General features: G+C 69.5%; 24 protein-coding genes. 13 read left to right on the top strand and 11 right to left on the bottom strand.

Features of this window, described 5'->3' with window-relative positions; translation table 11 throughout:
- Window positions 1-218: 218 nt before the first annotated feature.
- The 11 genes from AB0L75_RS42200 to AB0L75_RS42150 all read right to left on the bottom strand — a co-directional run bounded on the left by AB0L75_RS42200 (window position 219) and on the right by AB0L75_RS42150 (window position 8614).
- On the bottom strand, window positions 219-1235 hold the full coding sequence (locus AB0L75_RS42200; RefSeq protein WP_365191599.1) for an NAD(P)H-dependent glycerol-3-phosphate dehydrogenase: 1017 nt from the start codon (window positions 1233-1235) through the stop codon (window positions 219-221).
- A 62-nt stretch (window positions 1236-1297) separates the two neighbouring features.
- Complete coding sequence (locus AB0L75_RS42195) at window positions 1298-2083, bottom strand: class I SAM-dependent methyltransferase (protein WP_365191598.1); 786 nt, start codon at window positions 2081-2083, stop codon at window positions 1298-1300.
- On the bottom strand, window positions 2076-3221 hold the full coding sequence (locus AB0L75_RS42190; protein WP_365191597.1) for a YcaO-like family protein: 1146 nt from the start codon (window positions 3219-3221) through the stop codon (window positions 2076-2078). Before AB0L75_RS42190 ends, AB0L75_RS42195 begins: the two co-directional genes overlap by 8 nt.
- Complete coding sequence (locus tag AB0L75_RS42185; protein ID WP_365191596.1) at window positions 3218-4402, bottom strand: TfuA-like protein; 1185 nt, start codon at window positions 4400-4402, stop codon at window positions 3218-3220. The genes AB0L75_RS42190 and AB0L75_RS42185 overlap by 4 nt, the downstream gene beginning before the upstream one ends.
- 79 nt (window positions 4403-4481) lie before the next feature.
- Window positions 4482-4613, bottom strand: coding sequence for a hypothetical protein (locus AB0L75_RS42180; RefSeq protein WP_365191595.1), 132 nt, complete (start codon window positions 4611-4613; stop codon window positions 4482-4484).
- Between the two features lie 206 nt (window positions 4614-4819).
- The gene (locus tag AB0L75_RS42175) at window positions 4820-5218 is read right to left on the bottom strand and encodes a DUF6302 family protein (RefSeq protein WP_365191594.1); all 399 of its coding nucleotides are present in this window, start codon (window positions 5216-5218) and stop codon (window positions 4820-4822) included.
- 159 nt (window positions 5219-5377) lie between these two features.
- A complete protein-coding gene (locus AB0L75_RS42170) occupies window positions 5378-5830 on the bottom strand; it encodes a hypothetical protein (RefSeq protein WP_365191593.1) in 453 nt (150 codons plus the stop codon).
- Window positions 5808-6392, bottom strand: a complete 585-nt coding sequence (locus AB0L75_RS42165; RefSeq protein ID WP_365191592.1) for a hypothetical protein — start codon at window positions 6390-6392, stop codon at window positions 5808-5810. Before AB0L75_RS42165 ends, AB0L75_RS42170 begins: the two co-directional genes overlap by 23 nt.
- Complete coding sequence (locus AB0L75_RS42160; protein ID WP_365191591.1) at window positions 6389-6982, bottom strand: ATP-binding protein; 594 nt, start codon at window positions 6980-6982, stop codon at window positions 6389-6391. Before AB0L75_RS42160 ends, AB0L75_RS42165 begins: the two co-directional genes overlap by 4 nt.
- Window positions 6979-7515, bottom strand: a complete 537-nt coding sequence (locus tag AB0L75_RS42155; protein WP_365191590.1) for a hypothetical protein — start codon at window positions 7513-7515, stop codon at window positions 6979-6981. The genes AB0L75_RS42160 and AB0L75_RS42155 overlap by 4 nt, the downstream gene beginning before the upstream one ends.
- A gap of 124 nt (window positions 7516-7639) precedes the next feature.
- A complete protein-coding gene (locus AB0L75_RS42150; protein ID WP_365191589.1) occupies window positions 7640-8614 on the bottom strand; it encodes a hypothetical protein in 975 nt (324 codons plus the stop codon).
- Window positions 8615-8823: 209 nt separating this feature from the next.
- Between AB0L75_RS42150 and AB0L75_RS42145 the strand changes: the two genes are divergently transcribed.
- From AB0L75_RS42145 to AB0L75_RS42085, 13 genes are all read left to right on the top strand, one after another.
- Window positions 8824-9684 (top strand): helix-turn-helix transcriptional regulator, encoded by an 861-nt coding sequence (locus AB0L75_RS42145; RefSeq protein ID WP_365191588.1) that lies wholly within the window; start codon window positions 8824-8826, stop codon window positions 9682-9684.
- Window positions 9685-9686: 2 nt separating this feature from the next.
- Window positions 9687-9902, top strand: coding sequence for a DUF397 domain-containing protein (locus tag AB0L75_RS42140; protein WP_365191587.1), 216 nt, complete (start codon window positions 9687-9689; stop codon window positions 9900-9902).
- 198 nt (window positions 9903-10100) lie between these two features.
- Window positions 10101-10586: a hypothetical protein gene (locus tag AB0L75_RS42135; RefSeq protein ID WP_365191586.1), complete on the top strand. Its 486-nt coding sequence runs from the start codon at window positions 10101-10103 to the stop codon at window positions 10584-10586.
- The gene (locus AB0L75_RS42130) at window positions 10583-12850 is read left to right on the top strand and encodes an ATP/GTP-binding protein (protein WP_365191585.1); all 2268 of its coding nucleotides are present in this window, start codon (window positions 10583-10585) and stop codon (window positions 12848-12850) included. The genes AB0L75_RS42135 and AB0L75_RS42130 overlap by 4 nt, the downstream gene beginning before the upstream one ends.
- Before the next feature lie 5 nt (window positions 12851-12855).
- The gene (locus AB0L75_RS42125) at window positions 12856-13806 is read left to right on the top strand and encodes a replication-relaxation family protein (RefSeq protein WP_365191584.1); all 951 of its coding nucleotides are present in this window, start codon (window positions 12856-12858) and stop codon (window positions 13804-13806) included.
- Window positions 13803-14237, top strand: coding sequence for a hypothetical protein (locus AB0L75_RS42120; protein ID WP_365191583.1), 435 nt, complete (start codon window positions 13803-13805; stop codon window positions 14235-14237). The genes AB0L75_RS42125 and AB0L75_RS42120 overlap by 4 nt, the downstream gene beginning before the upstream one ends.
- A 2-nt stretch (window positions 14238-14239) precedes the next feature.
- Window positions 14240-15271, top strand: coding sequence for a hypothetical protein (locus AB0L75_RS42115; RefSeq protein ID WP_365191582.1), 1032 nt, complete (start codon window positions 14240-14242; stop codon window positions 15269-15271).
- A 302-nt stretch (window positions 15272-15573) separates the two neighbouring features.
- Window positions 15574-16128, top strand: coding sequence for a hypothetical protein (locus AB0L75_RS42110; protein WP_365191581.1), 555 nt, complete (start codon window positions 15574-15576; stop codon window positions 16126-16128).
- A gap of 353 nt (window positions 16129-16481) precedes the next feature.
- A complete protein-coding gene (locus tag AB0L75_RS42105) occupies window positions 16482-17012 on the top strand; it encodes an ATP/GTP-binding protein (protein WP_365191580.1) in 531 nt (176 codons plus the stop codon).
- Window positions 17013-17063: 51 nt separating this feature from the next.
- Window positions 17064-17774, top strand: a complete 711-nt coding sequence (locus AB0L75_RS42100) for an SAF domain-containing protein (protein WP_365191579.1) — start codon at window positions 17064-17066, stop codon at window positions 17772-17774.
- Window positions 17775-17776: 2 nt separating this feature from the next.
- Window positions 17777-18667: a hypothetical protein gene (locus AB0L75_RS42095; protein ID WP_365191578.1), complete on the top strand. Its 891-nt coding sequence runs from the start codon at window positions 17777-17779 to the stop codon at window positions 18665-18667.
- Window positions 18660-20282 carry a CpaF/VirB11 family protein gene (locus AB0L75_RS42090; protein WP_365191577.1) on the top strand — a complete coding sequence of 541 codons (1623 nt, stop codon included), beginning with the start codon at window positions 18660-18662 and terminating at the stop codon, window positions 20280-20282. Before AB0L75_RS42095 ends, AB0L75_RS42090 begins: the two co-directional genes overlap by 8 nt.
- Window positions 20282-21208 carry a hypothetical protein gene (locus AB0L75_RS42085; protein ID WP_365191576.1) on the top strand — a complete coding sequence of 309 codons (927 nt, stop codon included), beginning with the start codon at window positions 20282-20284 and terminating at the stop codon, window positions 21206-21208. Before AB0L75_RS42090 ends, AB0L75_RS42085 begins: the two co-directional genes overlap by 1 nt.
- Window positions 21209-21369: the final 161 nt, after the last annotated feature.

Here is a 21369-nt window from a genome sequence, read left to right as displayed (position 1 = left end):
CGCCTGGTCATCGACGGTCACGGACTCGGTCACGGTGTCAGTCACTTGATGTCTCTTCCATGATCATCAATTACACCGGTGAGCGTACAGACCCGGGCTGACGGAGAATCATCCATCTCGTGGAAGCAGTAGACCACGGCGGGCTGGTTGTATCCGAGCAGCAGGCGAGGAATTCCACGATGCCCACCTCACGTGAGCGCGCGGCTTCCCCGCCCCGCTCAGTGACAGGTTTTGCAGGTTTCCGGTTTTGTGGTGCGTTCCATCAGGGTGCGGAGGGCGTGCTGTGGGCTTCGGCGGTTGTAGATGATGTCGACCACGGTCTCGGTGATGGGTAGCTCGACCCCGTAGCGCTGGCCGAGGTCGCTGATCGCCTTGCAGGAAGCGACACCTTCGGCGGTTTGTTTGGTCTGCGCCTGAGCTTCCTGGACACTCAGTCCTCGGCCGAGGTGAGCGCCGAAGGTGTGGTTCCGTGACAGCGTTGACGAGCAGGTGGCGACCAGGTCGCCCATGCCGGCCAGCCCGGCGAGGGTGAGCGGGTCAGCGCCCATTGAGACGCCGAGCCGGGTCGCCTCGGCGAGTCCGCGGGTCATCAGTGCTGCCTTGGTGTTGTCGCCGAGGCCCATGCCGTCGGTGACGCCGACGGCCAGTGCGACGACGTTTTTAATGGCGCCGCCGAGTTCGCAGCCGATCACGTCGGTGTTCGTGTAGGGCCGGAAGTACGGGGTGTGGCAGGTGGCCTGGACGAGCGCGGCTGTGTCCTCGTCGGTGCAGGCGGCGACGCTCGCGGCGGGATTCCGGGCGACGATCTCCCCGGCGAGATTGGGCCCGGACACCACGGCGATCCGCTCGGACCCTGCGCCCGTCGTCTCGGCGATGACCTCGCTCATCGTCCTGCTGGTGCCCAGTTCGATGCCCTTCATCAGCGACACGAACACGGTGCGCGGCTCCCAGAGGGCCTGCCAGGCTTCCAGCAGCGGGCGGGCGCTCTGAGCGGAGACCGCGAGGACGACGATGTCAGCGCCGCGCGCGGCTTCGGCCGGGTCGGATGTGGCCGTCACGTTCGCCGGCAGTTCCACCTCCGGCAGGTAGTCGGGATTGCTGCGGGTCTCGTTGATCGTTTCCGTCAGGGCGGGGCGGCGGCCCCAGAGTGTGACCTCGCATCCGGCGTCGGCGAGGACGAGGGAGAAGGCGGTTCCCCAGGAGCCGGCTCCGTAGACGGCGACACGACGGGACATGCGATGGATCTCCTTGCAGGTCGGCCCGTGGAGCGGGCACTGCGCCCCGGTCACGGGGAGGTTTACTCCTCGGGGCGCCTCAATGTAACGGCGAGAGAGCAGCGGTCATCGAGCGTGGCGCCGCGCGTGCGGGCCTCGATGAGCATGCTGTCGGTCGGCTCGTCGCCGAGTTGCTTGCGCAGGTCGGTCTCGTGCTCGATCCACAGCCAGTAGAGGCGCTGCCACAGCAGCGGCTCGTGGGGGCGTTCCTCTTCCGCCTCGCAGATCAGCCCGGCGTAGGCGGCCTGCTCCGGCCACGGTGGCAGGACCGGGTTCGTACGTCGGCGGCCGGACGTGACGACGGCCCGGGCACCGGGCCGCAGGATGCGGTAGATCTCGCGCAGCGCGGCCGTCCGGTCGAGTTCGAAGCCCAGCGCATCCACGCACACCAGGCCATTGGCGTGCCGGTCCGGTAGCCCGGTCGCGCGCAGCGTGCCCACCGTGAATCTGGCGCGCGCGGCGGGGACGAATTCCCGGGCGCGGCCGGTGGCGATGCGCACGGCGGTGGCGGATATGTCGACGCCGGTGACGTGCGTGGCGAGGGCGCGGGCCAGCCATAGGCCGATGCCGCCCGTGCCGCATCCGAGGTCGACGAGCTGGTGTTCGGGTTCCAGGCGCAGGGCGCTGACGATCGTTGCGATCAGTGGCCAGTCGACCGCGCCGGCCGCGTTGATCTCGTGCGGGTAGGTGTCGCCCATGGCCTGGGCGTACAGGTCGCTGACGATGGTGGCGGTCTCGCGGGCTGCGTGCAGTTTGTCGTACACGGCGGCGAGCCGCTGCTCCCGCTCGGTGAAGTCCGGGCTATCCACGGCGGCTCCCAGGACGCGGGATGGAACGGATGATGCGCATCTCCAGACCAGGGCTGACGACCTTGACGGCCGCGTAGGCGGGCGAGTTATGCAGCGGGAAGGCGATCGGCTCGTGCCCGACGGTGGCGGCAACCCCGGCGGCGATGGCGGCCAGGTTCAGGCCTAGGTCGTCGTCCGGCTCCAGGTGGTGGATCAGGTTGTTCCAGTTGCCGACTGGGAGGTCCGCCGGTGCGGGACGCTCGGGGTCGGCGGCGAAGGCGTTCTCGTGGATGTCGAGATCGTCACGGGTGCCGGCGATACACGTCAGCCGGGACTGGGCGGCCTCGGTGAGCGCGCGGGACAGCGCGATCTGCGGGGCGAAGTGGCAGCCGGACCCGGCGAAGGTGACCGGATAGTCCTCCGACCAGATGTAGGCGGCACACACCGGCACGCCGTAGGCGTTGTCGACCCACGCGATCTCCAGCCACATCCCGGCATCGAGGAATCGTCCGACCAGGTCACGGCAGTACGGGTCGGTCACGGTGGCCGGTTCGACGAGCGTCCTGAACCGGCTGCCGCTGACGTAGTCGTCGTGCAGCACGTCGCGCTCGACTGTCTCCAAAAGGGCGTGCAGCGTGGCCTCGGGCAGTGTGTTGCCGCAGGCCAGTCCGTTGCTGGTGACGTGGAAGACTTCCGGTTCCGCCGCGATGGGGTGGACCCTGCGTCGTACGACGTCGGCGGGGATGAGTACCGGTTCTCCGGTGACCAGTCCGTGGCCGGTGACCCAGTCCAGTGGGACGTCTTCGAGCGAGTGGTGGTCGATCTTCACCGGCAGCGCGTGCATCGGGTATGGCAGGTCCAGGTCGCGGTGCGTCGCGCGGATATCCGCCTTCAACGGCTGCTCGGCATGCCAGAGTTCGGCGGATTCCAGGACTGCGGAGATCTTGGCGAGCGTGTCGGTGGCGCCCTTGCCCTGGGAGGTGACGAGCGTGTGGGCGGCGGGCCGTACTGCTGTCCACACAGGGATGCCCAAGTGGTCCAGGCCGGTGAGCCGGGCGACACGGCTGATGCCGAGCCGGGCGATGTGCGGCTTCAGCGCGTCCCAGGTTTCCTCGGGGGTGCGGGCGCGGACGGTGCCAGTCAGGGTGATCGAGGTCATCGGCGGGCCGTCTCCTGATCCTTGAGAAAGCCGAGGACGAACGGCCGCGCCGCGTCGACGGCTTCACGGGCGCCGTGCAGGCCCCGCACCCACGCCTCCTTTTCCAGCCCGTCCGGGCCCGTGCCCCACACTGCGGCCAGCATGTCGCGCACCACGCTCTCCTTGATCGCCTCCGGGAAGAAGCCGCGGTTCGCCTCGCGGACCTGTTCGTTGACGGCCGAGTACCGGGCGACGTCGGTGCGGTCGGCCGGCGTCTCTCGGATCAGCAGCCGGGCCGCGGTCTGTTCGTCGGACAGGTCCATGCGGGGGTTGATCACTGCGCAGGCGACGGTCCAGGGCAGGTCGGTCGTGCCGAGGCTCATGAGGTACTCCCACCACACCTGCTTGAACCGCGGGTCGAAGATCTGCTGGAAGGTCACCCGCTCCAGCGTGCGGAGCCGGCCGTGCTCTGTGTCGAGCACAGCGAAGGAGTTGGCCCACTGCCGGAAGCAGCGTGTCGACCATGTCAGGCCCGCCACCGGTTCGGCCGGGGTCTTGGCCATCTTGCACGCCAGGTCGAGAGCGTCCAGGGCGTCCTGCCGCTTCACGTCACCGAAGTGCACGTCGACCGCCAGCTGGCGCGTCAGCCAGTCAGCGAAACCGGGCAGCTTCTCGCGTCGGCTGACCTGCATGACCGCATCCAGCGACCGGTGCGCGTAGTACACCTCGGCGAGCGCGCCGAGCAGCCGGTCGGCCTGGGCGGCGTCGACGACGCTCTTGCGGAGGGCGTGGCTGAGGACCTGGCGCACCCTGACCAACGGCCAGGTGCAGGCGCGCGGGGCACCGCCCGCCACCTGGGCGACGGCCACCTCGTCGTCGCCGTCGAGAAGACCGGTCGTGTAGTCGTGCCAGACCGAGCCGATGCCGATCATGCCGCAGTCGGCCAGTTCGGCTGCCCGTAGCGCGCCGATGCTGGCAGCGCCGATGACTCGGACGCCCCGGCCGAGGGTCCAGATGATCTCCTTGTGCCGGACGGCCGGCGCATGGTGGTAGACGCCGTCGATGATGACGACCGTGTCGCCGACCATGATCTGTGGATCGAACAGGTCGCCGTGTCGGATCGGTGGCCGTAGCCGTAAGTCCGGGTCTTTCAGGGCTGGTTCGTCCGGGCTCAGCGTGGGCCCGGTGAAGACGTGGATCACGTGATCTCCAGAATGGGGGGACGCGCAGATGAGGCGGGCGTCCGGCCACCACCGTGGCCGGACGCCCTTCGAGCCCGGATCAGAAGGTGTAGCACTCCTCCTGTTCGACGTCCTCGGACCGCACAACGGCCGAGGTGTCCACCAGGTCCTCGACATCGGTGCCGTCGGCGACGACCACGGTCGACTGCGCGGCTTCCTGTGCCTTGGACATGTACCTCCCCTCCCTTCGCTGGTAGTCGGATCCGCCCGGAGGACACGTCGTCTTCCGGGTCCTGCACCCGGCGCCGGCCTTCTCGCGCGTCGGCGTCGGGGTCCTGCCCGCTCCCCGATGGCCGGCCCGTCATCGGCGAGCGGCCCGGAAGCGGTGTTCATGGCCGTCCCCCGTGGATGTCCGGTGAGTCCTGGGAACGGGATGAGTCAGTTCGTACGGAGAGCCGCTGCCGACTCCTCCCCGAAGCGAGCGATCGCCGACGGGCTGTATCCGTAGAACTCGCCCACGGCCTGGTCGTCGTCGTTGTCCGGCGCAGCCTCGCCCCAGGCAACGGTGTGACAGTCGCTCGGGCACGCGGACCAGCGCACGCGCACATTCGGATAGCCGGGGCGCCCGGCGAGCGCGTCGCGCAGGCAACGGGCTGTCCCTCGGTCGCTGGCGGAGACGTACCCGCCGCGCCGCTGTCCGCCGACCGGCACCGCCAGGTACCCCGCACCGTCCACGACGACCACGATTCCGGCGTCAATGAGGGTGGGGTCGGACAGCCGATCGCGGAACCAGGAGGCTTCCCACTCGTCTCGCTGACCGGCCGGCCGTACCTCCACGGCCAAGCCTGCCCATGGCCGGAAGAGTGATCGAAGGGGCAACGGAACCTCCGTAGGAATCACGAACGAGGGAAGAGAGCCCCAGCGGCTGCGGCTCACCAACACGCCCCGCCAGCCGACGTTCCTGAGCCACTTAGGCCGGGCGGGTGTCTCGGCGGGTCAGGTCACCAGGCGGGCCACCACCGTGACGGCGAGGCCTCCAATCACCAGCGCGTAGGCGATGGTGACGGCCCAGGTGAGGCGCGGGTGGCGACGGCGCATGATCCGCCACGCCTCCCGGCCGGTCCGGCCATCGGCGTGCGCCCGGATACCGAGGCCGGTAACAACGATCGACACGCACTGAACACGCGAAGGCGATTCCATCAGGCTCCTCATCAAGATGACGGGGTCGGTGGGCGGTTCGTGATGGCACAGGGAGGCCAGGGCGCCGGAGTCTTGGAACGTACGGCGCGCGAAATGAGCCTGGGCCTTGCGCTCAATCGCGGTCAGGCATGGCTCGCACAGCCGGAACGGGGCGCTCTCTCCGTCCCACTGGACCGGGCCCACCCACGTCACGGGCACGCCGGGGGTATCGCAGCGCCAGCACTCGTCAACGGTCCATGCGACCAGCACGGGGGCTCCCTGGGTCCGCGAGGCGGGCAGCTTCCGCAGCGGCCTGGACCGCCGCGAGGTACGGCCGGAGGAGGTCATCTCCGCAGGGCAATCCGTCGCCTGGCGGAGCGCTCGCCTCCCGTTGGGCCGACGGCATGAGCCAGCCGCGGGCTGCCATCGTCTTTGGTGCACGGACGGTTGGAGGCGGCAGGAGAAGCAAGGCGCCGCGCCGCAGGAGCAGGGAGTCCGGCGCACACCAGCCGGGTGCGGAGCCCCAACGGATGATGACCTCGGCGCCGGAAGGTCCGAGGATGACCGGGCCGGGCTGGATTCCCTCCGCTCGCGCACGGTCGAGGACGTCGCGGGCCAGGGCGCCGGGCACGAGCACGACGTCGAAGGACAGACCCACGGGGACTTCGGCCAACTGCCTGCGGCCCCATGCCGTCAGGACCTGGTTCCGGCGCCCGGTGGGCTCCAGCCAGTTGTAGGGCATGGGCCCCATGGCTGCGGCCGTCAGCTCCTGAGCGGGAGCAGAGCGCGGCCCCGGGAGGGCCGGCGCGTCCATCACCGTATGGGTGCTCACCGGATGTCCCCTCCCGTCTGGGCGGGATGGTGACCGTGCACGATGAGGATCACGAGCGCGCCCATCACGGCCAGGAGGGCCAGGAGATAGAGGGCCTGGGCACGGTGGGTGTGCCATATGCGCACCTCATCGGGCAGCCACTGCGGCTGGTGCTGCTCAGAGGGCTCCAGTACCTCCAGGTTGGCCCAAACGCGCTTGCCCCACCCCAATGGGTCGGTCCCCCACTCCTGGGCGACTGCGGCAACCAGGGCCAGACCCCGGCCTTCTTCGGCCTCGTCGTCCATGGGGCGTAGCACGGGCTCAGTGGTGCTCTTGTCGATCACGGCCAGCCGTACGCGGCCGTCGTGGCCGCGCTGCACCTTCACACGGAACGCCGGGTACCGAGTGTGCTGAACGGCGTTGGCGCTCAGTTCGGAGATGATCAGCTCGGCTGCGTCCCTGAGCTGCGTCAGCTCCCACGCCTCCAGGGCCTCCCTCACGAGCCGACGGGCCTTCGGCACGGAGTCGGGCTCGCGCGGCAGCACCTCGGTGACCACCAGCGTGACCGCTTCGGTGGTCCGGGTCCGCCGCGGCGGCTTCGATGAGGTCATGAGCGCCGGGCTCCGTGGTCGCTGGTGACGATGCCGGAGTTCTGGCGCCACTGGGTTCTCCCTATGATCGGCTGGAGGAAAGCGATGAAGGCGTGGTGGCAGTGCAGCCAGTGCAGGTACGCCTCGTACGCCTCATCAGTGCTAGGCATCGCGTCGCGCCCCATCGCGAGGACACCGTCGACGAAACCCGACCCAGCGCGGCGGACCGCGAGGTAGAACTGAGGACGGGCGGAGGCCGGGCAGCCCGTCCGTCCATCGGTGAACCGCTCCCGATGGACCACCCACCCACGGTCGCGCGCATGCTCCGCTAGAAGGGCGTGCACGCCGTCGGCGTCAACTCCTCGGTCCGCGAAAACGTAGGTGGTCACCTTGATGGGCCGGCCAGGTTTGACGGCGGCGACGGCGTCCTCGAAAACGCTGCGCCGTAAGGCGGTCAGCCTGCCATCGGGGGTCGGACGGAACCGGGGCTCCCCGGTTCTCCACCTCAACCACGGCTCGTCGAGCTCATCTGCCGGAACCGGCTGAAGCCTCATGACGCCCTCCCGCACAGATCAGCGCGCCGGTTCTCCTCTTCCGGCAAACGCGCTGTGGAGGCCGGGCGTTGTACGGGGCGCACGGAGTGCACAAGAGCAACGTCGGCGAGACCGAGAGGGTTGATCATGCGGGCACCTCTCCCGGCACCATGCGGGCTCGAACCGTCTTGCTGCGCCCGTCCTCGGCCAGGCTCCAGGACACCTCCGCCCCGAGCAGGCGCGCCGCCAACAGGCCGCGCCCCTTCTCGCCGTTGAGCGCCGCCTCACTGTCACGGAACTCGGGAAACGGGTCCTGAACGTCGATGCGCAGTTCGTCGTCCTCCATGACCGCCAAGAGCACGGTCATCTGCGCATACGCCGCACTGGCGGGCGTGGCGTGGACGACGGCGTTGTTCGCGAGAATCGCCAGGACGCGGACCGCCGCCATGATGTTCCCGGGCCAGCCCAGGACAGTGAGACGGGTGATGGCGTCCGTCCTCACCTGGCGCAGGCTGGCCGAGTTGAGTGGATACGAGCGGGACAGCTGGCGATCGAGGGGCGCACCAGCACCGGAAGGCAGCGCGACGGCTCCTGCCGTGTCCGGTGTGCGCAGGCAGGATCCGGCCTGCGGGTACACGGCGAACGCCGGGATGCCCAGCAGCCAGACACGTAACGCGACGCGGTCCCCGGGGTACCAGGCGATCTCATGCTCGGCGGAGGCGACGACTCCCGCCGCGGCGCCGCCGAGCAACTCCTGTTCGACGGTGCGCCAGCCGGTCCGGCGCTGACGAGCGGTGTCGAGCGGGGCCAGGTCGAACAGTTCATGCACGACGGTCCAGCCCCGCTGGGCGGCAAAGTCGTGAAGGACCGCCAGCGCACGGTTCGCTATCCGCGAGTCGAACGCACACGTGTAGAGAACCACGCTTGCGCTGTCCCCAGCGGTACCGCGACGAGGCGATGCGGGCAGGTCTCCCCAGACGACGGCAGGAGCACCGGCCTGAAGGCCGGATGCGGGCTGTGCGGTCATGGCCGACGTCATCGGCAACGGATCGAAGGCGCACGCGTGCAGGTCGACGGCCGCAGGCCGGTTCGTGGACAAAGATCCGCCCCTTTCGATCAACCCTGTGACATCGCAGTGTTACATCGCGTAGTGCAAGCCCAATTAGAGTCCTCCATGCAATCCCATGAAGCAAGCCCAGCAGAGAAATCGTCCCCTGACGTGGGACCTCCAAGAAGGGGTGATGGGGCGTGACTGACGGCCGTACACGCGATGAGGCACACTTGCACCGGGCAAACCCACGACGACAACGCAGGCGGGGAGGGCGAGGGGTGAGCGATCCGAACGGACCCACCGTGCGACGGCGGCGCCTGGGCAGCGAGCTGCGACGACTGCGCGAGCGCGCAGGCCTCGACCAGCTCGCGGCAGCCAACCACCTGGAGTGCTCCACTTCGAAGATCTCTCGTCTGGAGCGCGGCCAGGGCCTGGCCAAGCAAATGGAGATCCGCAGCCTTCTCGATCTGTACCGCGTCACCGACGAAGACGAACGAACCGCGATCCTCACCCTGCACAAGACCGCCGCGGAAGTCGGCTGGTGGGAACAGGCCGAGTACGAAGAGGTCCTGCCGAGCGGCCTGGGGGTTTACGTCGGGCTGGAGTACGACGCCCGCGCCCTGCAATGCTGGGAACTCGGTTTCGTGCCCGGCCTTCTACAGACTGCGGACTACGCGCGAGCGGTCGTCTCCTCGCTGCCTCGCCTCTCCTCCGACGAGGTTGACCGGCTTGTCAAGGCACGCCTGCAGCGCCAAACCCGCCTCACGCAGGAGAAGGACCCCCTCGAACTCTGGGCCGTGATCGACGAGTCGGTGTTGCACCGGCCACTGGGCGGCGCCGACGTCATGCGGGCCCAGCTTGTCGCCCTCGCCGAGTCGACCGCGCGCACGAACGTCACAGTTCAGGTCTACCGCCCCAAGGACGTGCACCCCGGCCTGCGTGGTTCGTTCAGCTTGCTGGAATTCGGCCCCGCCGACCCACGGATCGGCTACGTCGATTCACCCGGCGGGAACGCCTTCCTGGAGAAGGACAAACAAGTCCGCCTCCTTGCCGACACGTTCGACCGCCTCCGGGCGGGTGCGCTCGACCCCGAGGAGTCCGCGGCGCTCGTGAGATCTCTAGCCGCAGAGGAGAAATAATCATGACCCATCCTGCCCAGACTGCGCACGACGCCAGCACCTTGGCCTGGTGGAAGAGCTCGTACAGCTCCGAGCAAGGCGCCTGCGTCGAAGTCGCGCACGCACCACTGGGCCGGATGGCAGTGCGGGACTCCAAGATGCATACAGGCCCGCGCCTGGTCGTAGACACAAATGCCTTCACCGCGCTCGTCGCCGGGCTGGTCACCGGGACTGTCTGAAACGAACATGCAAGGGGCTGCCCCATCGGGGCAGCCCCTTTGTCGTGTGCAAATGCCAAGTCGCTGCATGACGGACGGTGCTGTCTGACCGGGTCTCGGAAATTTCTCGGTTCGGCTGTCACATCTGCACCGTGGCGCCTCCCCTTCTGTGGGTGAGGGTGGCGAAGGGCCACCCTCCTGCGGAGGGAGAGGCTCGTGGTGGGTGATGTGGTACCGCAGGCGCCGGGAGTGGTACACGGCCTTGTGGTCGTGATCGGCGCCGTTGTGGAGCACGTCGGCTGGCTGGTCGTGGCAGCCGGGTCGGTGCTGATCATCTGGACCGCGTCGGCGGCCTGGTGGCGGCGCCGAGCCGTGAGGGAGCTGGGGCGCCGGGCCCGGTTCGAGCTGGTTCCGGCGGTGACGTTCGATCCGCAGATGGGGGACATCGGGCAGGCTGCGGCGCGGTTGGACGGGGCGCGGGCGGCCGCCGGGGGTGTGCCGAGGCGGGCGGGCGCGGTGCGGATCCGTGTCTGGGCCGGGCCGGAGAGCCAGTTGCACTACGGGTGGGAGGGCCCTCAGCGGGCGGCGGGCGTGCTGCGGATGCCGGGCTACCGGCAAGTGGAGGTGCGCCCCGCCGACGCCGCCCGGAGGACGTCGACGCAGGTGCGGTTCGAGGGCGTGTCTCCGCAGGCGGGTGGCTGGTGAGCACGGTCGTTCTGTCCAAGCAGCCCCAGGCGGCCGCCTCTGAGGCCGCCCCGGTGCCTGGTGTCTCGCAGAGCCTGTACGTGGCGCGGGCGGAGCTGGTGCTGGCGCGGGCGGATCACTGGCCGTTGGGCAAGCCGGTGCTGGATCCGGATCCACTGGAGCAGGTGGCGGCGGCGTTCGCCGAGGTGCGCACCGAGGACGGGGAGGAGGCGGAACTCGTTGTCGACCTGCTCCCCGTGCCGGGGTCGGCGGTGGCGCGGCGGCGCCGGCGTCTGCTGAGGCGGGCGTCGCGCCGGGGCCCGACGGCGTTCGGGGAGCAGTTGGCGGTCGGCGGGAGCGGCGGCAGCCTGGTCTCCCAGGTGTGGGATGTGCTCAGCGGTCCGGGCGGCAAGCGGGCAGGCAGGGCTGCGGGGGCGCGGGTGCCGCGGCAGAGCGATCTCGCGGACGGGGTCGGCAAGTTCGCTCCCGGGGCGCAGGTGTTCGCGCTGCAGGTGCTGGTGCGGTGTACGGCGCGGCATCCGGCACGGGCGCGGGCACGGCTGCATCAGGTGATGGCCGCTCTGCAGGCGTTGCGTGGGCAGAACCGGCTCGTTCCCGTCGGGCCGCGCGTGGGCGGGTGGCGGCCGTACTCGGATGTGTGGTGGCGCCGCCGCGACTTCGACCGGCGCTTTGCGCGAGGGGACTTCGCCCCGGCCCGGCGCCAGCAGTGGGTGACCTGGCAGGAAGTGGCCGTCCTGCTGAAGCCTCCCACCCGGCACTGCACCGCGCAGAACATCACGCGCACCGGCGGTGTGGTCCCGCCTGCCCCGGCCGGCCTACCCACCTGGACGGGGCAGAAGGACGTCCTGCCGCTCGGCTACGTGACCGGAGCGGACGGCCGGCGCCGGCTGGCGGGGGCGTACGCGGAGGACGTGCTGTTCGGGGCGTCCCTGGGCAAGTCCGGGTTCGGCAAGACCGAGCAGGCGTTGATCCAGTACGCGGCAAGGGCTTATGCCGGGGACGGCGCGCTGCTGTTCGACCCGCACCGCACGGCCTGGCTGCGGATCAAGCCGTATCTGGCGCATCCCGCGCTCGCGGACCGGATCTGGGAGGTCGACCTGTCCCGGGCCCGGGACGAGGACCTGATGACCTGCTGGAACCCGCTGTCCATGGAGGGCCGGCGCCTGGACGAGGTCCAGGAGATCGTCGGTGCCGTGGTCGGGGCGATCTCCTCGGCGCACAGCTGGGGTGAACGCGCCACACGGGCACGCACGATCCTGTCGAACGCTGTGCGCACCCTGGCCGAGCTGTCCCACCTGCTGATCCAGGACGGCCACCCCGAACTCCAGCCGACCGTGTTCCAGATCGGCTCCCTGCTCGAGGACGAGGACTGGCGCAAAGCCGTGCTCGCCCACCTGCCGCAGTCCACCGGCCGTTACTGGGAGAGGTCGTTCGCCAAGGTCGAGCCTGCAGCGATGAACGCGGTCACCAACGTGCTCTACCGCTTCAGCAGTTCCCGCTCGCTGCGGGCGTTTCTGGGCTCCCCTCGCTCCGGTTACGACCTGCGCCGGGCCTTGGCCACCTCCGCGGTTGTGGGGCTGTGTCCGTCCGGTACCGGCGAGAGCGACGAGCTGATCTGTGCGCTGCTGTTGTTCGATCTGTTCCGCGAGGGTATGGCCCGCGCCTCGCTGCCTGCCGGCCAGCTGCCCACCATGTGGGCCTGGGTGGACGAGCTGACCTCGGTCGACGGTGCTTCACACGGTTACATCGCCAAGATCCTCGAACAGCTGCGGAAGTACGAGCTGCGGTTCATGGGGATGACGCAGATGGCCATGCGGCTGTCGGACATCACCCGCCAGGCCCTGATGCAGAACCAGAGCTGGCTGTCGGCGACCGGCGCGGACGCGGACGAGGCCGCCTTCGTCGCCAAGCGCATGCCCGGCATCGACCCGGCGACCATCCAGCAGATGGACTGCTTCTGCTACGTCCAGTCCGTCCAGCTGCGCGGCAAGCGCACCGCCCCGTTCCGGGTCGAGGGCGTCGCCATTTCCGATGTCTTCGCCGACTACCGCAACGCCGAGGGCCTCGAGGCGCTCGACAAGGCGATCGACGCCAACGTCCAGCGGCGCCCGGTCGGCGACATCCTCAAGGGCCTCGACGGCCTGGACGACGCGATCCTCGCCCACCTCAACGGCCGCACCTCCGGCGGCACGCCTCGCCCCGCAGGCTCCGGCGACGTCGTCCACCGCCTCCCTCACCCTGCACTCCCGACGCAGAAAGGCTGAACCGCATGTCCACACCCGCCCTGACCCGGCCGAGCGGCCTGCCCCGCCTCGCCCAGGAGCTGCTGCCCGTCCTCTACCAGCACCGGCTGCTGACCGCCGAGCAGCTCACCCGGCTGCTGCGCCCCAACGCCGCAACCAGCCGGTACGTGCGCCGGCAACTGCTGCAGCTCCAGGCCCACGCTCTCGCCGACGCCACCAGCCGCCGCCACAACCGCGCCGGCGAACTGCTGTGGTACATCACCCCGCTCGGCGCCGACACCATCGAAGCCGGCCGTGAACTCCCTGCCCGCGCCTACCGGATCACCGACCAGGCCGCCGCGAGCACCCTGCAAGAACACACCCTCGCCATCAATGACACCGCCCTGGCATTCGTCGAACACGCCCGCCAGCGAAGCGGCGACGAATGCGAACCCCTGTCCTGGGACATGGAGGTCGCCCACCGCGTCCGTGACGGCAACACCCGCTCCGCAGATGAGGTCTGGCTCACCCCCGACGCCGTCCTCCACTACACCCACACCACCGACAGCGGGGAGCGGATGCTGCTCGACTTCTTCATCGAGGTCGACCGCTCCACCATGAATGTGGCCCGTCTGGCCGCCAAGCTCCACGCCTACGCCCGCTACGCCACCTACATCCCCCAGCCCGCCCCCGGCACCCGCCACCACGCAGGCGGGCTGGTGCAGGAGGCCTGGCGTGAGCGCTACCGCGCCTTCCCCCGGCTCCTGCTCGTCCTCACCGGCGCCCCGTCGCACACCCTGGCCACCCGTGCCCTGGACCTGCGTGCCCTCGCCGCCGCCGACCCCCGCCTCCAGCGCGCCGCCGCCCAGTTGCGGGCCGGCATCACCAGCCTGGAACTCCTCACCCGCCACGGCCCGTTCGCCGATGTCGTCACACCCCTCCTCGGCCCGGACACCCCCACCACCGTCCTCCTGCCCGCCACGGCGGTGTCCGCATGACCGTCCCCGTCTCCTCCGCTCCGTACGCGCCTGCCCCTGTGACGAAGGGATTCTCGATGCTGCTCGGCATACTGAGGCGACGCCGTCCCGCCACCAGCACCACGCCCACGTACGAAAGGCCATATACGGCACCGCATGCGTGCTCGGAGGTCGTCGACGGTCTTCCGCAGCTGGATTCCCCGCTCGTCACCGAACTCATCGCCCTGCAGGCGCACACCCGCCACCTCGGCTGGCTCAGCGCTCGAGAACAGCGCCCCGACGAGTACCGGCACCTCGCCCGCCTCGTTCTCCAGCACGTCCTGGAGGGCTGGCACGCACAGACCGGCGGTCGCGGCCGGCTCGATGACCTCCTCGTCTTTCCGGATCTCTTCGGTGCTGACCGCGGTCACTGTCAGCATGAGCGCGACCACATGACGACGTACGGGAGTTGACCATGCTTCTTCGCCAGCACGCCGCTGCCGCAGCCGTCCTCGCGGCCACCGTCCTGCTCACCGGCTGCGGTCACTCCGGGGGCAGCGTGGGCTCGGGCCAGCCGTCCCGTACAGCCCGGCCCAGTGCCAGCGCACAGCATGCGCAGGCGGACGCGCTGCCGAAGGGGATGATCCGGCTTGGCGATAAGCTCCCGCACACTGACGACGAGACCTGGGCCATCGCAACTGGCCCGCTGAAGACCGTACAGGCCACTTCGAAGGCGAAGGGCCTGCCCAGTGACTGGATCGCGGCCGCGAGCGCGTTCACCTTCACCAACACCAGCGACCAGGTCCAACAGGTGCCCGCCGACCTGAACTTGACTGCTCGCTACGGCCCCGACGGACGCACCGCAGCCACGTACACCGACACCGGCGTCGACGGACTGCCGCTCGACACTCTCACCACCGACCCCGACCCCATCCGCGTACCACCCGGCGGCACCTACACCACGCGCCTCGGCTATGCCCTCCCCCAGGCCGCCAAGGGCCAGCCGCTCACTCTGACCTACACCGACGGCCAGAACACCCGCTACCTCGAAGGCACGGTCCCCGGCGCGCCCGCGGCCTCACCGGCTGCTCCCGGTATCCGCCCGGTCGGCGCGGACAAGAAGACGCTCGCATTCGGTGACTGGCACGCCGGCGACGAGACCACCTACCTGCGCGTCTCCCCCGTGAAGGTGACCGGCACCGACGCCTCCGGGCAACGCACCTGCGAGATCGACCTGACCTTCTTCAACCCGGCCGGAGAAGTCAGCCCGCTCTCCCAGACCCCGCTGGAAGCCAGCGTCCACGTCTACTACGGCAAGGACCTCACCGAGGCCGACACAGTCAAGGAATACACCGGGCTCAGCGGCGCGTTCATCGCCCCGCAGCGCACGGCAACCGTCACCGCCCACTTCACTCTGCCGGCCAAAGCCGTACCCGGCCCGGTCACGATCGAGATCGGCAACAGCGAAGGACACCGCGTCACCTATGCGGGCGACGTGAAGAACTGACACACAGGGCGGGAACAGCCGCCTAAATATCGCGCGTTGTATCCCGTGATGTGCGATTTACACCATCACGATCCCGCGAACTGGCATATCGGGCTGGGCCGATGAGGAAAAAGTGCTTACCGTGTGCATGTGCACGGCACCTAGCAGTGCTGGTCAACGCGCAACCACGCGATCACCCAGCGCACCGAACCGCAGGCCGCCGCCACACCAACGACGTCGCACGGGGAGAGGGCATGACGCGTAAAGCACGACCGGCAACGGGTGTACTTCGCACCCGAAATCGGCGAAGTCGACTTATCCGTTTGACGCTTGCATTGGGGGCGGCGCTGACGTTGGCCGCGTGCGGATCGTCCAACAACAACGGCGGTGCGCGGAAGGCCTCCCCTTCCGCATCGGCATCCAGCCCCGCATCGAATACGGCTTCCGCATCCGCGGACCCGGAGTCGGCCGCCAAGCAGGACGTCATCAGCGCATACAAGCACTACTGGGATGAAGAGGTAATCGCCTACTCGAAGGCGAGCATGGACGGGACCGATCTCAAGAAGTACGCCAACGGCAACGCACTCGGGTTGGTGAAAAGCGACCTGCTGAACCTCAAGAAGGCCGGCCAGGTCACCGAGGGCAAGCCGCACATTGACCCGAAGGTCACCAGCCTCGATCTGCAGAAGAAGGTTCCCTCTGCGCAGATCACCGACTGCGTCGACGTTTCACCGTGGAAGGTCCTCGACGCCAAGACGAAGAGCGTGGTGGCTCTGCCCACGAACCGTCGCACCAAGTACGTGAGCATCGTGAGCGCGGAGAGGTGGGGGAAGCAGTGGGTCATGTTGCAGGTGAACCCGGAAGACCGGGCATGCTGAAACGCGTCGCTGGGACCGTCGGCGCCCTGCTCGTGCTGAGCGCGAGTGTCACTGCCGGTGCTGCGACAGCCGATCCTGATCCGAAGCCGTCGACCAGCGTGGGCTCCTGTGCGCTCGTTCAGATCTGCGTAGGTGCCAAGGTCGGCGGATCTGCCGGTTCCAGCGACAGCAAGCCGTCGTCCCCGCAGAAGAGCAGCAAGCAGCTCTCCGTGCCAGGCCCCTGCGTCGTGACGAAGGATGACCCGCAGCCGCCTGCCGGAAGCCCTCTGTGGGAGGGGCACAACCCGGGTGACGGCGCTGTCTACACTCGGGTCTGTCCTGTGGCGCAGGTTGCCGCCGGAATCGTGGGCTTCATGGGTCCTCCGCAGACGTTCTGGTCCGCTGCCCCTCCGGTCAAGGTCGACCCTGCCCAGCTCGCGCAGGAGGCCCTGGACAAGATGACGCTGCTCGGCCCGCACATCGACATCAACCCGAAGCCTGGCGGCAAGGGACTGGTGGGGATGCCGGTGTGGATGGCTGCCGACACGTCGCAGACCACGTGGGGCCCGAACAGTGCGAGCGCCTCGGCCGGCGGAGTCATGGTGACCGCGACGGCGAAGGTGTCGAAGGTCGTGTGGGACATGGGTGACGGCTCCTCGGTCACGTGCACCGGCCCCGGAACGGTTTACCAGAAGTCGTTCGGGCTGAAGACGTCGCCGGACTGCAGCCACGTCTACACGCAGCCCTCGGACCAGCAGCAAGGCGGCACGTACCCGGTCACGGCCACCTCGACGTGGACTGTCAACTGGCAGGTGAACGGCGGCGGGGAGAACGGGACGCTCACCGCGGTCCGCCAGTCCGGTGTCCAGCTGACCATCGTCCAGTCCCAGGCCGTCAACTCCTAACCCGCCACCAGCCTGGCTCCCCTCCCCTTTCCCGCAAGGAACCACAGGATTATGGACACGACATCGTTCGCGCCGAACGGGACTCCAACCCGGCAGCCTGACCTGGCCCCGAGCACCGGCACCAAGGCCCGGTCCAAGCGCAAGTGGTCACTGGCCGCGGTGCTCGTGCTCGCCGCGCTCCTCGGATCACTGGCCGGAGCTGTGCTCGTTGCGCGGGCCGGTGACCGTGTCAGCGTGCTGGGGATCGCCCGCGACGTCCAGGCCGGGCAGAAGATCACCGACCAGGACTTGGTCACGGTCTCCGTCGCCGAAGACCCCGGCCTCTCCCCCGTGCCCGTCGCCGAACGCAACTCCGTGGTGGGGCAGATTGCGGCCGTGGACCTGCGCCGCGGCGGACTGCTCACCCGTTCGCAGCTGACGGCCGGCGGAGGCCTGGGCGACACCAAGGAGCTCGTCGGCATCGAGGTCAAGCGCGGCTTCGCGCCTCGCGGCGAACTGCAGCCCGGCGACAAGGCCGCCGCAGTGCTGTTGCCCGCGCAGGGCGCGGGCAACAGCACCTCCTCGTCGACGTCCTCGTCGAAGGGCGGCCAGAGCTCGGACAGCCAGGTCATCGAGGTGACGGTGAAGTCGCTGTCCACTCCGGACGCCTCGGGCGCGATGGTCGTGAACGTCGCTGTCGACCCTGCGGACGGCGCACGGCTGGCGACGCTCGCTGCCGCCAACCAAGTGGCGCTGGTCCGCGAGCCGCGCGGGGGGAAGTGACCATGGCGATGATCGCGTTGGTGTCCGCGAAGTCGGACGGGGTGACGACGTCGGCGTGCGCGATGGCGCTGCAGAGCACCCGGCCCGTGCTCCTGGCCGAGCTGGACATGGCCGGGGGCAGCCTGAGGCACCGGCTGTTGAAGGACATCCGACGGGGCCAGGAGCCTTTGACCGGTCACATCGGGGTGCACAGACTGCCGCAGGCCGAACTGCAGCGCACCAGCCCCGACCAGGACCTCACCCCTCAGGTCTCGCACCACCTGTGGCCGATGGACGACAGCCAGTTCCGCGTGGCGCTGCCGGGACTGACCGACCCACGGCAGGCCGCGTCACTGACGACGCTGTGGCCGACGCTGGTGAACGTGCTGCAGCTGACCGATCAGCAGCTGAAGTGGGACGTGATCGTGGACGGCGGCCGGATGGTCCTCGAAGGCGGTCGCCTCCATCCCGTACTGACGCCGGCAGCGGTGCTGCACCAGGCCGACCTGGTGCTGCTGGTGGTCCGCACCACCGAGGAAGCGCAGAGCCTGGCCTACCCGATGGTGCGGGCGTTGCAGGCCGAGCTGGAGGCCCACTCATCGGGGTCACGGGCGCTGGGCCTGCTGCTGGTCGGTGACGAGTACCACTCCACGGAGGTCGAGCGCGGGCTGGAGGTCCCGGTGCTGGGCCAGTTGCCGTGGGACGAGGCCGCTGCCTCCTACCTTCGGCGCGGCGGCCGGATGCCGCGCGGGGTGTCGAGGTCACGGCTCATGCGGGCCGCCAAGGACATCATGGTTCCGCTGCGTCAGCATGCGGACCGGCGTCAGTTGCACCGGCAGATGCGTGTGCATGCCGCCTCCCCGGCGGTCGCGCGGATCATGCAGCAGATCCAGCAGGGGGTCCCCCGTGGCTGACGCGAAAGCAAATGGACAGGTCAACGGCACGATGCTGGGCGGTCTGCTGGCGCAGCACGCCGCCAACCGCAGCGCCCAGCCGCCGACCGTCCAACCGCCCGCCGCGCACGGGCCCGCGGGCACCGGCCCGGTGCCGCCGACGATTCCCGCACCGGCGGCCGCGGCGGAAGCGGGGCCGGCGAGCACCGCGGGCGTCGCAGAGCTGCCCGGTGCGGTGCCGGCGCCGTGGGAGGAGATCATCAAGCTGCGTCAGCGTGTCGCTGACGACGTCGATACCGTCAAGAAGGAGCGCAGGCGCGGCGGCCAGGAGCTTCACGAGCGGGACCTGGCCGAGGTGACACGCTCGTGTGTGCGCAACCGTGTCGCCGAGTGGGCAACGCACGAGTGGGTGCTCTCCCATAATCCGCTGTCGGACAGCGACTTGGACCAGGTGCGGACCCAGGTGTTCAACCTGATCCACCTGGCCGGCGAGATGCAGCAGGTCCTGGACCGGCCCGAGGTCGAGGACGTGCTGATCGACGGGGAGTGGATGTGCATCGACTCCCATGGGCGGCCACAGGAGTGGGTGCGCTCCCCGTTCTCCAGCCGGCAGCAGGCCATCGAGTGGGTCAACCAGATGGCGTCGTCTTCCGGGCACGGCGAGCGGCTGCTGTCGTACACCACGGGCGCGGTCGACTTCGAGTTGCCGGACGGGTCCCGTGTGGCGGCCACGGTGCTCACGCAGCGGGTGACGATCGCGATCCGCCGGCACACCCTGGAGCGGGCCACGCTCGCGGACCTGCATCAGCGGGGCATGGTCGACAATGTGCTGGCCTCGTTCCTGTCGTGCGCGGTGAAGGCAGGGCTGACGGTCCTGATCGCCGGGAACATGGCGACCGGCAAGACCACCCTGATGCGCGCCTTGGGGCGGGAGATTCCCGCTCATGAGCGGGTGGCGACGCTGGAGAGCGACCGCGAGCTGAACCTGGACGGCCCGGACACGCCGGCGCACGTGCTGAGCTTCCAGGCCCGTGAGGGCAACGGCGAGCGGGATGCCTCCGGCCGGGCGATCGGTGAGATCACGCTCAGCGACCTGGTGAAGATCTCGCTGCGGTACAAGGCGACGCGGGTGATGGTGGGCGAGGTCCGCGGCGAGGAGGCCGTGGCGATGCTCGAGGCCATGGTCGGCGCGGGCGTCGGCGGCATGTGCACGGTCCACTCGAAGATCCCGGAAACGGTCGTCGAGCGGCTGATGGTGCCGCTCGCTCGGGCGGGCCTGTCCGGGGACGCGGCCATCCGGCTGATCGCCGCGGCGGTCGACCTGATCGTGTACGTCGACAAGGTCGACGAGACGCACCTGGGCGGCCAGGTGCACCGGCACGTAACGCACGTATGGGAGACCGCAGGCCGCGGAGACGGCGGCGGTGTCGCCCTGTCGAAGATCTTCGGCCCCTACGAGAACGAAGACGGACAGGTGCTGGAGAAGCGTGCGGTGCCCACAGGTACACCTGTGAGCCAGCGGCACATGCAGCTCCTGGAAGAGCACGGCTTCGACCGCCGGTGGCTGGCCCAGTACAAGGGCCGAGGCGACTGGCCGGCCCTGAAGCTCATCGGGCGCAGGGGAGCGGCTACCTGATGAGTTCCTCATATCTGTCAGGGCTCGGCGCGCTGTGCGGTGCGCTGGTCGCACTGTGCCTGGTCGCGCTGGTGGCCGTGCTGCGCGGCTGGCAACCAGCCGCCTCTGCCTCGAACCCGCTGTCGCAACTGGCGGCCCGGGGACGGCGGGCCGTGGCCGAGCTTCCGGAAGGCTGGCGCACCAACTACCGGTTCATCCTGGCCGGTTCCGCGATCCTCGGAGTGCTGGTGTGGGCACTGACCGGCTGGCCGGTGCACGGCCTGCTCGCCGCACTGGCCCTGGCCGGGCTCCCGTTCGTGCTGTACCCGGGCGGCTCGGAACAGGCCGAGGTCGCCCGGCTGGAGGCGATCGCGGAATGGCTGCACCAGATGGCCAGTGTCCGCGCCGGCGGCAAGCCCCTGGAAGAGATCCTCAAGACACTGGACACCGTGCCGTCGGCGCTGCGGTATGAGACCGGGATGCTGGCGTCGCGTCTGTCCTCGGGCATGCCGACGCGCTGGGCCTACCTGATGCTCGGAGACGATCTGGGAAGCCGGGTCGGGGACGACATCGTGCGCCTCTTCCGGGACCACACCGCCAGCCGCGGGCCGGGACTTGCTGCGGCATTTTCCGCACAGGCCGCTCTGGTCAGCCGGCAGGCCTCGGATCTGCACGACATCGAGGCCGAGCGGCGCAAGGCCCGCAGCGAGGCGCGCCGGGTTTCCCTGTTCGCGCTGGCCGTGGTGACGGTGATCCTGGCCAGCCCCTCGTATTCGGCACCGTTCGCCACCCCGCTGGGGCAGTTGGGCCTGCTCGTCCTGGGCGCCCTGTTCGTCGTGTCGCTGCTGTGGCTGCGCCGTATGGCCCGCCTGGAACCGGAGCCGCGCACTCTGCCCACCGCGCGTGAACGCGCGGCCGCGGAGACCGCGAAGGGAGCGAGTTCGTGATCTCTGTACCCGGCATGGTGATCGGCGCACTGGTCGCGGTGTGCCTGGTCCTGGCGGTGGGGGGGGGGGGGGCCCCGCGGCCGCCCCCGGGCCGCGTGGGGCGGCCCCCCCCCCCCCCCCCCACCAAACCCCCCCCCCCCCCCACCACCACCCACAGGCCA

Source organism: Streptomyces sp. NPDC052101, assembly GCF_040680235.1.
Classification (GTDB): domain Bacteria; phylum Actinomycetota; class Actinomycetes; order Streptomycetales; family Streptomycetaceae; genus Streptomyces.
Note: the sequence above shows the minus strand (reverse complement) of the source record. Positions and strands in the feature narration are given on the sequence as shown.

What these genes read in the sequence shown, in the direction of transcription:
- AB0L75_RS42200 (WP_365191599.1), bottom strand. Translation starts at nt 1,235, where the DNA reads ATGTCCCGTCGTGTCGCCGTCTACGGAGCCGGCTCCTGGGGAACCGCC.
- AB0L75_RS42190 (WP_365191597.1), bottom strand. Translation starts at nt 3,221, where the DNA reads ATGACCTCGATCACCCTGACTGGCACCGTCCGCGCCCGCACCCCCGAG.
- AB0L75_RS42180 (WP_365191595.1), bottom strand. Translation starts at nt 4,613, where the DNA reads ATGTCCAAGGCACAGGAAGCCGCGCAGTCGACCGTGGTCGTCGCCGAC.
- AB0L75_RS42160 (WP_365191591.1), bottom strand. Translation starts at nt 6,982, where the DNA reads ATGACCTCATCGAAGCCGCCGCGGCGGACCCGGACCACCGAAGCGGTC.
- AB0L75_RS42155 (WP_365191590.1), bottom strand. Translation starts at nt 7,515, where the DNA reads ATGAGGCTTCAGCCGGTTCCGGCAGATGAGCTCGACGAGCCGTGGTTG.
- AB0L75_RS42140 (WP_365191587.1), top strand. Translation starts at nt 9,687, where the DNA reads ATGACCCATCCTGCCCAGACTGCGCACGACGCCAGCACCTTGGCCTGG.
- AB0L75_RS42125 (WP_365191584.1), top strand. Translation starts at nt 12,856, where the DNA reads ATGTCCACACCCGCCCTGACCCGGCCGAGCGGCCTGCCCCGCCTCGCC.
- AB0L75_RS42120 (WP_365191583.1), top strand. Translation starts at nt 13,803, where the DNA reads ATGACCGTCCCCGTCTCCTCCGCTCCGTACGCGCCTGCCCCTGTGACG.
- AB0L75_RS42115 (WP_365191582.1), top strand. Translation starts at nt 14,240, where the DNA reads ATGCTTCTTCGCCAGCACGCCGCTGCCGCAGCCGTCCTCGCGGCCACC.
- AB0L75_RS42105 (WP_365191580.1), top strand. Translation starts at nt 16,482, where the DNA reads ATGGGTCCTCCGCAGACGTTCTGGTCCGCTGCCCCTCCGGTCAAGGTC.
- AB0L75_RS42100 (WP_365191579.1), top strand. Translation starts at nt 17,064, where the DNA reads ATGGACACGACATCGTTCGCGCCGAACGGGACTCCAACCCGGCAGCCT.
- AB0L75_RS42095 (WP_365191578.1), top strand. Translation starts at nt 17,777, where the DNA reads ATGGCGATGATCGCGTTGGTGTCCGCGAAGTCGGACGGGGTGACGACG.
- AB0L75_RS42085 (WP_365191576.1), top strand. Translation starts at nt 20,282, where the DNA reads ATGAGTTCCTCATATCTGTCAGGGCTCGGCGCGCTGTGCGGTGCGCTG.